Origin of the sequence: Amycolatopsis sp. EV170708-02-1 (assembly GCF_022479115.1) — a bacterium.
In the GTDB taxonomy this organism is placed as follows: domain Bacteria; phylum Actinomycetota; class Actinomycetes; order Mycobacteriales; family Pseudonocardiaceae; genus Amycolatopsis.
The window spans coordinates 1,225,327-1,238,074 of record NZ_CP092497.1 but is presented as its reverse complement, the minus strand read 5'-3'; the positions used below and the strand labels follow the sequence as shown (position 1 = coordinate 1,238,074).

Annotated in this window: 12 protein-coding genes; 6 read left to right on the top strand and 6 right to left on the bottom strand. The window is 70.4% G+C overall.

What is annotated here, in order from left to right; all coding sequences use genetic code 11:
- Window positions 1–51 precede the first annotated feature (51 nt).
- Window positions 52–531, bottom strand: a complete 480-nt coding sequence (locus MJQ72_RS05550) for a carboxymuconolactone decarboxylase family protein (protein ID WP_240598054.1) — start codon at window positions 529–531, stop codon at window positions 52–54.
- A 174-nt stretch (window positions 532–705) separates the two neighbouring features.
- Between MJQ72_RS05550 and MJQ72_RS05545 the strand changes: the two genes are divergently transcribed.
- The 4 genes from MJQ72_RS05545 to MJQ72_RS05530 all read left to right on the top strand — a co-directional run bounded on the left by MJQ72_RS05545 (window position 706) and on the right by MJQ72_RS05530 (window position 5,753).
- Complete coding sequence (locus MJQ72_RS05545; RefSeq protein ID WP_240598053.1) at window positions 706–1,587, top strand: RNA polymerase sigma-70 factor; 882 nt, start codon at window positions 706–708, stop codon at window positions 1,585–1,587.
- A 194-nt stretch (window positions 1,588–1,781) separates the two neighbouring features.
- The gene (locus tag MJQ72_RS05540) at window positions 1,782–2,627 is read left to right on the top strand and encodes a PspA/IM30 family protein (protein ID WP_240598052.1); all 846 of its coding nucleotides are present in this window, start codon (window positions 1,782–1,784) and stop codon (window positions 2,625–2,627) included.
- A gap of 73 nt (window positions 2,628–2,700) precedes the next feature.
- On the top strand, window positions 2,701–3,681 hold the full coding sequence (locus MJQ72_RS05535) for a phage shock envelope stress response protein PspM (protein ID WP_240598051.1): 981 nt from the start codon (window positions 2,701–2,703) through the stop codon (window positions 3,679–3,681).
- A gap of 437 nt (window positions 3,682–4,118) precedes the next feature.
- Window positions 4,119–5,753: an amidase family protein gene (locus tag MJQ72_RS05530; protein WP_240598050.1), complete on the top strand. Its 1,635-nt coding sequence runs from the start codon at window positions 4,119–4,121 to the stop codon at window positions 5,751–5,753.
- Here the strand turns inward: MJQ72_RS05530 and MJQ72_RS05525 are convergent.
- The 5 genes from MJQ72_RS05525 to MJQ72_RS05505 form a co-directional block, all read right to left on the bottom strand.
- Window positions 5,713–6,762 carry a quinone-dependent dihydroorotate dehydrogenase gene (locus MJQ72_RS05525; RefSeq protein WP_240598049.1) on the bottom strand — a complete coding sequence of 350 codons (1,050 nt, stop codon included), beginning with the start codon at window positions 6,760–6,762 and terminating at the stop codon, window positions 5,713–5,715. The genes MJQ72_RS05530 and MJQ72_RS05525 overlap by 41 nt on opposite strands.
- Before the next feature lie 23 nt (window positions 6,763–6,785).
- The gene (locus tag MJQ72_RS05520) at window positions 6,786–7,346 is read right to left on the bottom strand and encodes a GNAT family N-acetyltransferase (protein ID WP_037343152.1); all 561 of its coding nucleotides are present in this window, start codon (window positions 7,344–7,346) and stop codon (window positions 6,786–6,788) included.
- Between the two features lie 357 nt (window positions 7,347–7,703).
- Window positions 7,704–8,753, bottom strand: coding sequence for an adenosine deaminase (gene add, locus MJQ72_RS05515; protein ID WP_240598048.1), 1,050 nt, complete (start codon window positions 8,751–8,753; stop codon window positions 7,704–7,706).
- 124 nt (window positions 8,754–8,877) lie between these two features.
- On the bottom strand, window positions 8,878–9,681 hold the full coding sequence (locus tag MJQ72_RS05510; protein WP_240598047.1) for a DNA-formamidopyrimidine glycosylase family protein: 804 nt from the start codon (window positions 9,679–9,681) through the stop codon (window positions 8,878–8,880).
- A 6-nt stretch (window positions 9,682–9,687) separates the two neighbouring features.
- The gene (locus MJQ72_RS05505) at window positions 9,688–10,554 is read right to left on the bottom strand and encodes a ParA family protein (protein ID WP_007029346.1); all 867 of its coding nucleotides are present in this window, start codon (window positions 10,552–10,554) and stop codon (window positions 9,688–9,690) included.
- Window positions 10,555–10,663: 109 nt separating this feature from the next.
- Between MJQ72_RS05505 and MJQ72_RS05500 the strand changes: the two genes are divergently transcribed.
- Complete coding sequence (locus tag MJQ72_RS05500) at window positions 10,664–11,398, top strand: methyltransferase domain-containing protein (protein WP_240598046.1); 735 nt, start codon at window positions 10,664–10,666, stop codon at window positions 11,396–11,398.
- Between the two features lie 84 nt (window positions 11,399–11,482).
- A complete protein-coding gene (gene dinB / locus MJQ72_RS05495; protein WP_240598045.1) occupies window positions 11,483–12,700 on the top strand; it encodes a DNA polymerase IV in 1,218 nt (405 codons plus the stop codon).
- Window positions 12,701–12,748 lie beyond the last annotated feature (48 nt).

Below are 12,748 nucleotides of genomic sequence, written 5' to 3'. Positions count from 1 at the left end.
AAGGCCGTGAACGCCGAGAGGCCCCAGGCAGTCCGCCTGGGGCCTCTCCCGTCAGTTCGCGTCGAACGTGCCCGCCTGGTAGGAGCCGCCCTTGGTGTGCGTGATCACGAGCAGCCGGTTGGCGGCGTTGATCATCGCGACCAGGTAGACCAGCGCCGTGACCTGCTCGTCGTCGTAGTGCTTCCGCACCAGGGCCCAGGTCTCGTCGGAGACACCCTGGTGCGCGTCGACGATCCGGCTTCCTTCCTCTGCGAGCGCCAGCGCGGCCTGCTCGGCCTCGGTGAACACGGTGGATTCGCGCCAGGCGGCGACCAGGTTGACGCGGACCGCGGGCTCACCGGCGGCCGCCAGGTCCTTGGCGTGGGCGTCGACGCAGAAACCGCAGCCGTTGAGCTGGCTGGCCCGCAGCGACACCAGCTCCTGGGTGACCTTCGGCAGCGTCGAGCCTTTGACGCCGACGCTGACGTTGGCGAAGCGCTTGCCGAGCTTGGCGCCGAGCTCGGTGCCGTTCAGATCGAAACGGGTGTCCATGATCTCGTCCTCTTTCGTGGTCGTGTGCCGAACTTGACGACCACCAGACGCCGTCGGCCGGGCCGCGCTGACAGGAGCGGGACGTGACGAGCGCCACGGCCCCGATGTGTCAGGAATCGGGGAGCCGTGGCATCCGGTGTGGGCAACCCCGTCGCCGAGAACAGGAGCGAGCCCATGTCCGACACCGCCACGGAGGCGTTCGTCGCCCACCGGAACCTGCTGTTCACCGTCGCCTACGAGATGCTCGGTTCGGCCGCCGACGCGGAGGACGTCCTCCAGGAGACCTGGCTGCGCTGGTCGGGTGTCGACCTCGGCACCGTGGAGAACCCGCGCGCGTACCTGGTCCGCATCACCACCCGGCAGGCGCTCGGCAGGCTGCGGACGCTCGGCCGCCGCAAGGAGTCCTACGTCGGTCCGTGGCTGCCCGAACCCCTGCTCACCAGCCCCGACGTGGCCGACGACGTCGAGCTGGCCGACAGCGTCTCGATGGCGATGCTGCTGGTGCTGGAGACCCTCGCCCCGACCGAGCGCGCGGTGTTCGTGCTGCGCGAGGTGTTCGACGTGTCCTACGGCGAGATCGCCGAAGCCGTCGGCAAGACCCCGGCCGCGGTCCACCAGATCGCCCACCGGGCGCGGGCCCACGTCGCCGCCCGGCGGCCGCGCGGGGCCGCGTCGCCCGGTGAGACCAAGGACGTGCTCGACGCGTTCCACCGCGCGGTCCGGACCGGTGACCTGCAGGGACTGCTCGACGTGCTGTCACCGGACGTCGTCTTCCTCGGCGACGGCGGCGGGGTGGTGCAGGCCGTGCTGGAGCCGGTGGTCGGTGCCGCGCTGGTCGCGCCGCTGCTGGCGGCGAGCCGTCCGGTCCGCGACGAGGCGGCGACGATGGCCACCGCGCAGGTCAACGGCCATCCCGCGCTGATCCTCCGGCTCGGCGACGAGGTCGACACGGTCGTCGCGCTGCGCGTGGAGGACGGGCTCGTCACCGGGCTCTACGCCGTGCGCAACCCCGAGAAGCTGTCACGTATGGACGAGGAGACCGCGCTGCGCCGCTGACGGAGGGTCAACCCGAAAGGTCGTGGACATCACAGTCAGGGGGATCCCTGAATTCCGTCGGGGTCGCCTGGAACGCGGGACGCCGACCTGACACGATGGAACTCAACGCCGGGGTCGGGACGTTGCAACATCACAGAGGGGACGCCCCACCTCGAGGTAACAGCCCGTGGGATGCGAGAAGGCAGGCGGAGGAGATGGCCAACCCGTTCGTGAAGTTCTGGAAGTACATGATGGCGGCGTTCTCGTCGAAGATCGACGAGCACGCCGACCCGAAGGTACAGATCCAGCAGGCCATCGAGGAGGCGCAGCGCAACCACCAGGCGCTGACCCAGCAGGCCGCCTCGGTGATCGGTAACCAGCGTCAGCTGGAGATGAAGCTGAACCGCCAGCTCGGCGACGTGGAGAAGCTGCAGGCTTCGACCCGCCAGGCGCTGGTGCTCGCCGACGAGGCGCGTGCCAAGGGCGACGAGCAGAAGGCGGTCGAGTTCGAGAACGCGGCGGAGAGCTTCGCCGCGCAGCTCGTCACCGCCGAGCAGAGCATCGAGGACCTCAAGACCCTGCACGACCAGTCGCTTCAGGCTGCGGAGCAGGCGAAGAAGGCCGTCGAGCGCAACGCGACCATGCTGCAGCAGAAGCTGGCCGAGCGCACCAAGCTGCTCTCGCAGCTGGAGCAGGCGAAGATGCAGGAGCAGGTCTCCGCTTCGCTGAACCAGATGAGCCAGCTGGCCGCTCCGGGCAACACCCCGTCACTGGAAGACGTTCGCGACAAGATCGAGAAGCGTTACACCACCGCGCTGGGCTCGGCCGAACTCGCACAGAACTCCGTCCAGGGCCGGATGATGGAGGTCCAGGCCTCCACGACGCAGCTCGCGGGACACTCGCGGCTGGAGCAGATCCGCGCGTCCATGAAGGGTGACTCCGTCGCTCAGGTGACCGACGGCAAGACCGCCGCCGCGCCGGCGAAGGCGTCGAGCTCCGCGGACATCCAGCGTGAGATCCAGGCACGGGTTCAGGCCGAACAGGGCAAGAACCCCGCCTGACACACCAACTGGAGCCGGTCCCGCACCCCGCGCGGGTGCGGGACCGGTCTCACCAGAAGACAGGGGAGAGGGCATGGGGCAGGGCAGGCGCAAGGACTTCGGGGAGTTCACCGCCAAGCTTGAGAAGCACATCGAGAAGCTGCCCGACTACGCCCAGCGCGCGCAGGAGAAGCTGCAGCGCTACATCCCGCCCTCCGAGCAGGGTTCTTCCCCGCGCCCCGCTCCGCCTTCGCGGCCGCGTCCGCAGATGCCGCAGATGCCCGCCATGCCGAAGATCTCGCAGCAGCTGACGTCGATGGCCGCGGGGCAGATCCCGGTCGTGGCCGACGCGAAGGCCAAATGGGCGCGCTGGAACGAACCCGCCGCCAAACTGGAGCGACGCAAACGCCGGGCCTCGCGGGCACTGACGTTCTGGATCCTCCTCACCTTCCTTTGTGGACTTTTCGCCGTCGTGGCGGGCACCGGCCTGTTGAAGAACGGTGAGGCGGACGTCCTCCAGGCCATCGCGGGTGGCGCTTTCGCCGTCATCTTCGGGACTTTCGGGGTCAAATCGGGCCTGCGGCTGCGGACGCTCAACCGCACCGTGCTGCCCGCCGCCCCCGCCGCTCCGCCGCCGCTGCCCCCGGCGCGGTCGGTCGCGCGTGAGCCGATGGAGCGCCTCGCCGAGAGCGAGGCTTCGCTGGCGGAGCTCCTTCGCCAGCTTTCGCAGCCGACGTCGCTCGGCACCATGCCGGTCTCGGAGATCGCCGTCGCGGACGCTCGCACCACCGCCGCCGAGGCGGCACAGGCCTTGCGCGGCCTCGCGGGCCGGATCCAGGCCATCGAACGCGGCCGCGACGCCGCGCCCGAGCGGGAACGCGGCGCCCTCGACGCCGCCATCAAGCAACTGCGCGAGCAGCTCGACGACGGTCTCGACGGCTACGGCGGTCTCGTCGCGGCCGCCGGGCACACCGTCGCCGCGAGCTCGGACGGCATGACGTCGTCCAAGGAGTCGCTCTCCGACGCGACCGACAAGCTCGCCGGCCTCGCCATGGCCCTGCGCGAGCTGTCCTGAACTCGTAACTCGCGTGATCAGACGGACGACACGCGTGATTGGGCGGACGACACTCGTGATCAGACGGCCATCTCTCGTGATGTCCGTCTGATCACGCGAGATCGCCGTTCAATCACGCGTGTCGTCCGTTCGATCACGCGAGTGACGGAAACGGGTAGGCTCTGAGCAGGCGCTTTCCTGGACCATCGTCTCATTCGTCGTCGCTAATACTCCATTGCGTAACGACCTGCTCACTGTGTGGTACCGAAACGCTCGCGTGACCCGAATCCGCTGGTGACGGCGACCCGCGATGCCTAACGTTTCTTACATGCACGCAGTGCTCATCCCAGCTCGGGCCTGAACCCAGCCCGCGTGAGCGGGCGTCCCAGGGTGGCGGACCGGACACAGTGGATCTCGCGCAGTGGTCTTTCTCGTCCCCACCGAGGAAAGGACGCCCAGTGACGACGCTCCCCCCGGAACCAGAGCCGACCCCCGTCCCGCCTCCCAGCTCCTACCAGCGCGTCATAGCCGCCTACGACCGGATAGCCGAGGTCGACCGCCCCGACGTCTGGATCACCCTCCGCCCGGTGGAAGACGCCCTCGTGGACGCGAAAGCGGTCGACGAACGGCTGCGCGCGGGCGCGGACCTGCCGCTCGCGGGCACCTTGGTGGCGGTCGCGGACGTGGTCGACGTCGCCGGTCTCCCCACGGCGGGCGAAGAGGTCCGCTGTACCGGTGCCACTTCGGTGTCCCGGCTGACCGCGGCCGGGGCGGTCGTGCTCGGCAAGACCAACTGCGACCGGTTCGGCAGCGACTTCGAGCACACCCGCAGCCCCTATGGCGCTGTGAGCGCGGCGCTGAACACCGCCCGGGTCTCCGGGAGCGCGAGCAGCGGCGCGGCCGTCGCCGTCGCGCTCGGCCTCGTCGATCTCGCGGTCGGCACGGACACGGCGGGCGCGGGCCGGATCCCCGCTTCGCTCAACGGGATCGTCGGGCTGAAGCCGACGCTGGGTCTCGTACCGAAGACCGGCGCCGCGCCGTGCGGCGGGATCGCCCTGTTCGCCCGGAGCCTCACCTTGGGGCAGCGCGCGCTGGGACTGATGACCGGTCCCGACGGGATCGACCCGCTCGCCCGCGACTGGCCACCGGACGTCCGGCTCTCGGCCGGCGACCGGCCACGGGTGGCGATCCCGGGCTCCGACACGCTCACCGGCCTTTCGCTGCAGTCCCGATCCGCTTTCCTGGGCGCGATTTCGGCGCTGAGGGCGTCCGGGGCGCTCGTGGAGACGGTGGAGGTCTCGGCACTGCTGAAGGTGGGCGAACTGATCCACGACGACGGCTTCACGGCCGACAGGCATCGTGTCGCCGAGGCAGGGATGCTCGCGCTCCGCATGCTGTCCGAGTACGACGCGCTGGTGCTCCCGACCGTCGCGGACCATCCCGAGGTCTCCGAGGCGTTGTCCGATCCGGACGGTGTCTCGAAGCGGCTGGAGCGTTTCACGGCGTTCGTAAACCTGCTCGACCTGGCCGCGGTCACGGTGCCGTCGTCGCCGTCAGATCTGGGGCCGTATGGGGTGTCGGTGGTGGTGCGGCCGTTCGACGACCAGGTCGCCATCGATCTCGCCGCCGTGCTCACCGACGAACAGGCCGATTTCCCTTATCCCGCACCGGGCGCGGATCTCGTGGTGTTCGGCGCGCATCTGCGCGGGCAGCCCTTGAACGGAAGCCTGGTCCGCGCCGGGGCACGGTTCACCGGGCTGGTCCAGACCGGCGAGGGCTACCGGATGCTGTTGCTGCCCACCGAACCGCCCCAGCCGGGGGTGATTCCAGTGAGCGCCACGGGCGAGCACACGATGCTTTCGGGTGAACGCTGGCGGCTCTCGCCCGCCGCTCTCGGCGCCTTCGCGGCCACGCTCCCCGCCCCGTTCGTCCTGGGCCGGATCCGGCTGGAGAACGGGGAAACACCGTTGGCCGTCCTGTGCGACCAGTCCGCCATCGCGACGGCGACGGAGCTGACGCGGTACCAGTGCTGGCGCGCCTACCTCAGGTTCGTCAGTACGGCCGGGCCGCGAGACCTCGGGCGACCCGCTTGACCAGACCGGGGCCGTGCAGGGCGAAACCGGTGTAGAGCTGGACGAGACCGGCGCCGGCGTCGAGCATCCGTGCGGCGGCGCCGGCGTCGAAGATCCCGCCGACGCCGATGATCGGCAGCTTGCCGCCGGTTTCGTCGTGCACGAACCGCACCACCTCGACCGAACGCGCGGTGAGCGGGCGGCCGGACAATCCGCCCGCCTGCTCGCCGACTGCGGCCTCGGGCGGGGCGATCCCTTCGCGCGACAGCGTCGTGTTGGTCGCGATCAGCCCGGCGACCCCGTGGTCGAGGCAGACCTCCAGCAGTTCCGAGAGTGCTTCGTCGGTGAGATCGGGGGCGACCTTCACCAGCACCGGCGTCGGCTTCGCGTCCCCGGCGAGCTCGGCCGAGGTCTTCCGCAGCTCGGCGAGCAGTTCGGCCAGCGCGGACTTGTCCTGCAGCGCGCGCAGCCCCGGCGTGTTCGGGGAACTGACGTTGATCGCGAAGTAGTCGGCGTACGGGTACAAGGCCCGGAGCGAGAACCGGTAGTCCTCGACGGCTTCGTCGAGCGGGGTCACTTTGGACTTGCCGATGCTGACGCCGAGCGGCACCGGAGGCTTCCCGGTCGCGGCGAGCCGGGCGGCGAGCGCTTCGGCGCCTTCGTTGTTGAAGCCCATCCGGTTGATCACCGCGTCGGTCTCGGCGAGGGTGAACAGCCGCGGTTTGTCGTTGCCCGGCTGCGGATGGCGGGTGACCGTGCCGACCTCGACGAAGCCGAAACCGAGCGCGGGCCAGGCGTGCAGCGCGCGGCCGTTCTTGTCCATCCCGGCGGCGAGGCCGACGCGGTTCGGGAAGCGCAGGCCGAGGAAGGTGACCGGATCGTCCGTCCGGTAGACGCGGCCGAGCGCGGCGAGCGCGGGGGAGACCCGGCTCAGCCTGGCGAGCGAGCCGATGGTGCGTTCGTGCACGGTTTCGGGGTCGCTGCCGGAGACCCGGTAGAGAGCGGGGCGGACGATCTTGTCGAAGAGCACGGCCCCATCATGCCTGGTGGGCTCTAGCGCTTCGCCTTCCACTCGTCTTCGAGCATCGCGAAGACGAGCTCGTCGGTCCATTCGCCCTTGACGACCTCGTTCTCGCGCAGATGCGCTTCCTTGCGCATGCCGAGGCGCTCCATCAGCGCGGCCGACGCGGTGTTGCGTCCGTCACAGCGGCCGATGATCCGGTGCAGGCCCAGTTCTTCGAAGCCGAGCCGCAGCAGTTCGGTGGCGGCCTCCGCGGCGAAACCCTTGCCGTGGTGATCGGGATGGAAGACGAACCCGATCTCGCCCTGCCGGTGCTCGCTGCTGAGGTACTCGAGGTTCAGGTCGCCGATGAGCTGCCCGGTCTCGGTCAGCTCCACGGCCACGGCGAGCAGCTGGCCTTCCTTCGACAGGCTGCTGCTGTGCACCCGTTTGGCGAGCGCGGCGGCGGATTCGGCCCGGCTGCGCGGGCCCCAATAGAGGTAGCGGGCGACGTCGGCGCGGGACTGGAAGGAGTTGAGTTCGTCGAGATCCGCGGAGGTGAAGGCGCGGAGGGTCAGTCGCTGGGTGATGATCGGGAAATCGGGCCTCAGCATGGCGTCAGGTTATCGGAGTCGGCGGGGTTCCCGGGGGCGGAACTGCGGCGGACGGTCTTCTGGAGCGCCGGATGGCACCCCTGGAAATAGGGGTACCCCCGAGGCGGCTCCCGGACGCCGGGAATCGGCGTCCGGGCCCGAGCCGGACCGGTGCTCGGGAACCTCGGGGGCCCGGTGACTGCCTGGTATTCGCTATCAGGCATCACGCGAAGCAGAGACGACGAGCCGAAGGTGGCTCCAACTTGCGTTGTATCGCTGCTCTGAAGTCCTACGCGTGGGGTCCGCTAGCGGACAGCCACCTCACGAGTCCTGTTGGAATACAACTTTGGACCACCTCCTCTCTCGTGTACCGCCACGCTATGCGAGGAGTTCGGGGTCCTGCAACAAGATTTCGTCGATCTCCGCCAGCAGGACGGTTTTGTCCGCCGAGGGCAGAAAAGAGGCTTCCACGGCGTTCTTCGCGAACAGGGCGATTTCGGCCGCCGTCAGCCCGAGGGTTTCGGCCACCGCCACGTACTCGCCGTCGAGGGTGGCGCCGAACATCGGCGGATCGTCGGTGTTGAGCGTGACCGTCACGCCGTGGTCGAGCAGGCGCCGCACGGGATGCGCCGCGATCGACGGGAACTGCCCGGTCCGGAGGTTCGACGTGGGGCAGACCTCCAGCGGGATCCGTTGCACGGCAAGGTATTCCAGGAGCGCCGGATCGGTGTGCGCGCCGACGCCGTGCCCGATCCGCTCGGCGCCGAGATCGTGCACCGCCGACCAGACGGTGGCGGGTCCGGTGGTCTCGCCCGCGTGCGGGACGCTGTGCAGCCCCGCCTCCCTCGCCGTGGTGAAGAACGGGGCGAACTGCGCGCGGCCGACACCGACCTCGGGGCCGCCGAGCCCGAAGGACACCAGCCCTTCGGGGCGTTCGCGGAGCGCGAACACGACCGTCTCGCGGCCGGCGACGATCCCTTTCTCGCCGGGAATGTCGAAGCACCAGGCCAGTTCCACCCCGTGGTCGGCCCGCGCCGCCGCCCGTCCGGTGGCGAGCCCGGTGAGGAGATCGTCGGACGGCATGCCGTCGAGGACGTGGTTGTACGGCGTCACGGTCACCTCGGCGTAGCGGGCGTTCTGCGCGGCGAGGTCGGCCGCCAGCCCGGTGACGAGGGTGTGGATGTCGCGGGCGTCGCGCACCAGCGACGTCACCGCCAGGTAGTTGCGGAGGAAATGCGGGAAATCGCGGAAGGTGAAGAACTCCGCGAGTGCCGAAGGCTCCGTCGGTACCCCCGCGGCCGGGCGGCGGCGGGCCAGTTCCAGCACCGTGGGCAGGCTCGCCGAGCCGACGAGATGGACGTGCAGTTCGACCTTGGGCAGGGCGTGCACGAACGCGCGCAGCGCCTCGCCCGTGAGGATTCCGGGCATGACAAAGCTCCCTGGGAGAAGTGAAAGGTGACGTGCGGAGGGAGCGGGCGGCTCAGGGAGCGAGGTCGCCGCGTTCGGTGTCGGCCCCGTAGAGCGGGAGCTTGAACAGCGTCACCGGGCCAGCTTACCGGTCCGGACGGGGCCCTGGCTGGCAATTCGGGCAGAACCAGGTCGGCCGCTGCTGGTACCCGGTGCCCTGCTGGAGCACCTCCACCTTGCCGCCACAGCGGAAGCAGCCCTGTCGCGTCCGCTCGTAGACCCACTGGCGTCGGCCGCGGCGCGGGTCTCCGGTCGTGATCTGCTCGTGTCGCCAGGCGTTGGCCGCCAGTAGTTTCCGCCCGAGCGCGACCGCCTTCGCCGAGTCCACTTCGGACACCGGGGTCCACGGGGAGACCTTGAGCAGGAAGCAGATCTCCACCTTGTACAGGTTCCCGATCCCCGCCATGATGCGCTGGTCCAGCAGGGCGTCGCCGAGTTCGCGACCGGGGTCCGCGGCCAGTGCGGCGGCGGCCCGCTCCGCAAGCTCGTCCGTCCATTGTGGATCGAGAAGGTCGGGGCCGAGGTGGCCGACCAGGCGGTCTTCCTCGTCGGTGGGCACGAGTTCGAGGTCGTGCACGCGGAAGCCGATCGCCTGCAGCTCCTCGGTGGCCAGGATGACCCGCGCCTGATGCGCCGGATGCCGCCAGCGCGCGCCGGCCCGGTAGACGTCCCACTTGCCGTCCATCCGCAGATGGCTGTGCAGGGTGAGGTCGCCGGAGAACCGGGTCAGCAGATGCTTGCCGACCGTGCCGACGCCGAGTACGGCACGTCCGGCGAGATCCGTCGTGGCCAGCTGAGGGACCCTGAACTCGCCGCGCAGCAAGGTCTTGCCCGCCAACGCCTTGTCGAGGACCTTGCCGGCGAGGAAGACGGTGTCGCCTTCGGGCATCGGCGCCTATCCCGTGCCGGTGTCGCTCAGCTTGGCGGGCGCCTCGGTTGTTTCGGGCTCTTCCTCGCCGCGGACGCGATGCCGTCCGGCCCGGCTCGAACGCAGGACCTTCGCCAGCACCATGTTGAAGGTGAGCGCGATCTCCTGCGCGCCGGGGGAGTGCCACTCGTGGATCGGGCTGCACGCGCCCTGCGCCTGCTGCACGGCGAGCCGGTCCGGGATGGCCGTCGGCATCACCAGCGGGCCGAAGTTCTCCCGCAGCTCGGCCACGCGGAACTGATGCTCGTAGGAGCGCACGCGGAGCTTGTTGACCACGACGCCGATCGGCCGCAGCCCCGGGTTCTGCTCCTCGCGGATCTTCTCGATCGCGTCGAGCGCCCGGCGGGCACCGGAGACGGCGTACATCGTCGGCTCGGTGACGATCAAGGCGCTGTCCGCGGCCACCAGCGCGGAGCGGGTCAGCCTGCCCAGCGACGGCGGGCAGTCGAGGATCACCAGTTCGTAGGGTTCCTCGCGCAGCGGGTTCGTGTGCAGCTCGTCGAGCGCGCGGGAGAGGTTCTCCAGGCGGCGGCTGTCGGCGTCGGGCTCGTTGAGCATCTCCAGCTCTTCGGCGCCGACGAGGACGTCGATCTGGTCGCTCCACACGCTGGGCGCGATCGCGCGTTCGAGCACCGAGCGCACCGGCGTCTCGAGGACGTCGGCCAGCGTGCGATCGGTGAAGGGCGGGTCCAGCGAGGTGGTGGCGTTGCCCTGCGGGTCGAGGTCGGCCACGAGAGTCCGGGCGCCCCTACGCAGCGCGGCGGACGCGACACCGAGGGCGACCGTCGTTTTACCGACGCCACCCTTCAGGCTGAGAACAGCGACCGTGTGCACTCGATACAGCCTACGGGCAGTCGGCGGGGCAGCCCCTTGGCAAGGTGTCGAACACCGCATCGGACTACACCCGGCGGGCCGGCGAAGGCGGGCATTACCCTGTGCGCTTATGAAGACGGACACCGTGGCCACGCGGGGATCGGGGGCGGTTCGCCGGGTTCTCGAAGCAGAACTCCGGGCCGCACGGGCGCGAGGCGCACAACAGCCGCACGTCGTCGACGTCGGCGGCGGCAGCGGCGGCTGGGCGGTGCCGCTGGCCTCGGCCGGTTGCCTGGTGACCGTGGTCGAACCGAACCCCAACGCGCTGGCGACCCTGCGCCGCCGCGCCGAAGAAGAGGGCGTCTCCGCGAGCATCACGGTGATCGCCGACGACTCCGACGCGCTCGGCGCCCACGTCGCCGCCGGATCGGCCGACCTCGTCCTCGCGCACGGCCTGCTCGAAGTCGTCGACGACCCGGCGCTCGTGCTCGCCGCGCTGGCCGCGGCCGTGCGCCCCGGCGGCGCCGTGTCGGTGCTGGTGGCGAACCGGCACGCCGCGATCCTGCAGCGCGCGCTGGCCGGACGCCTCGGGGAGGCGCGGGAGCTGCTCGCGGCCGAGAGCGGCGTGCTCGGCGGTGGCCGGGAGACCGTGCTGCGGCGGTTCGACGCCGAGGCCCTGCGCGCCCAGCTGATTGAGGTGGGTCTCGAGGTGACCTCGCTGCAGGGCGACGGCGTCGTGGCGGACTTCGTGCCCGGCGGGGTGCGGGAAGAGGACCTGGCCGAGTTCGAGCTGGCGGCGGCGTCGGTTCCGCCGTTGCGGGACATCGCCAGCCGGCTGCACCTGCTGGCCCACCGGCCGGCCTGACCGTTTCCGGCACGCCGCGGCCGGAATTGTCGGTGGTCCGGGCTAGCGTCCACCCGTGGGGAGAAACGCTGAACTGCCCGGGGGATGGCCCGCTACCGCGTGACGACCGGGGCCACCACTTGGCCCGACGACACCGGCTGCGGCCTGCTGCACGTCGACATGGACGCCTTCTTCGTGTCGTGCGAGCTGCGCACCCGTCCGGAGCTGGCGGGCAAGCCGGTGGTCGTCTCCGGTGGCGGCCCGAGGTCGGTCGTCGCGGCCGCGAGCTACGCGGCGCGCGAGTTCGGCGTCCGGTCGGCCATGCCGTTCTCGACCGCCAAACGGCTCTGCCCGCAGCTGATCTGCATCACCCCGACCCCGGGGCTCTACGGCGAGGTGTCCCAAGGGGTCATGGGGATCTTCCGCGAGCTGACGCCACTGGTGGAGCCGCTGAGCCTGGACGAGGCCTTCCTGGACGTCAGCGGGGCGCTCAAGCGGCTGGACTCCTCGCCCGCGCGGCTGGGCGCCCGGATCCGGGAGCGGGTGGCCGCCGAGTTCGGGATCAGCTGCTCGGTCGGCGTCGCGAAGGTCAAGTTCGTCGCGAAGCTCGCGTCCGGGATGGCGAAACCGGACGGCATGGTCGTCGTCCCGGCGGCCGAGACGCTCGCGTTCCTGCACCCGCTGCCCGTGTCGGCGCTGTGGGGCGTCGGCAAACGGACCGAGGAGCAGCTGCGGCAGCAGGGCCTCGACACCATCGCCGACGTCGCCGCCGCTCCGCTGTCGAGGCTGAGGCGGTCGCTCGGGCGGGCGCTGGGAGAGCACCTGTACGCCCTCGCGAACGGGCACGACGACCGCAAGGTCGTCCCGGAGTCGCCGGACAAGTCGGTCGGCGCCGAAGTGACCTTCGACGTCGACCTCCACGACCGCTCGGCCCTCGGGCTGGAACTGCTCCGGCTCTCGGAACGGGTCGCCGCCACCCTGCGCCGCCGGGGGCTTCGCGGGCGGACGGTGTCGATCAAGGTCCGGTTCGCGGACTTCAAGACCATCACCCGCGCGAGGACAACCGCCGTCCCGGTGGATGTGGCCCGCGACATCCACCGCACCGCCGTCGAGCTCCTCGCCGAGCACGCGCCGACGGGCGCGGTCCGCCTGATCGGCGTAAGAGTCGAGGGGTTGGACACGGAGAGTGACGGAGAACAACTGCTTTTCGCCTCCGCCGAACCCCGTTGGCGTGATGCGGAAGTCGCCGCCGACGTCGCGAGGTCGAAGTTCGGCGCCGCCGCGGTGCGGCCCGCGTCACTGCTGACCCCCCGTGACCAGTGACATCGCCCGCTCCGTCGTCTTCGAGAGAGCCGAGTCGGGTGGTTTCGG

What these genes read in the sequence shown, in the direction of transcription:
- MJQ72_RS05540 (WP_240598052.1), top strand. Translation starts at nt 1,782, where the DNA reads ATGGCCAACCCGTTCGTGAAGTTCTGGAAGTACATGATGGCGGCGTTC.
- MJQ72_RS05550 (WP_240598054.1), bottom strand. Translation starts at nt 531, where the DNA reads ATGGACACCCGTTTCGATCTGAACGGCACCGAGCTCGGCGCCAAGCTC.
- add (WP_240598048.1), bottom strand. Translation starts at nt 8,753, where the DNA reads ATGCCCGGAATCCTCACGGGCGAGGCGCTGCGCGCGTTCGTGCACGCC.
- MJQ72_RS05535 (WP_240598051.1), top strand. Translation starts at nt 2,701, where the DNA reads ATGGGGCAGGGCAGGCGCAAGGACTTCGGGGAGTTCACCGCCAAGCTT.
- MJQ72_RS05510 (WP_240598047.1), bottom strand. Translation starts at nt 9,681, where the DNA reads ATGCCCGAAGGCGACACCGTCTTCCTCGCCGGCAAGGTCCTCGACAAG.
- dinB (WP_240598045.1), top strand. Translation starts at nt 11,483, where the DNA reads ATGGCCCGCTACCGCGTGACGACCGGGGCCACCACTTGGCCCGACGAC.
- MJQ72_RS05545 (WP_240598053.1), top strand. Translation starts at nt 706, where the DNA reads ATGTCCGACACCGCCACGGAGGCGTTCGTCGCCCACCGGAACCTGCTG.
- MJQ72_RS05500 (WP_240598046.1), top strand. Translation starts at nt 10,664, where the DNA reads ATGAAGACGGACACCGTGGCCACGCGGGGATCGGGGGCGGTTCGCCGG.
- MJQ72_RS05520 (WP_037343152.1), bottom strand. Translation starts at nt 7,346, where the DNA reads ATGCTGAGGCCCGATTTCCCGATCATCACCCAGCGACTGACCCTCCGC.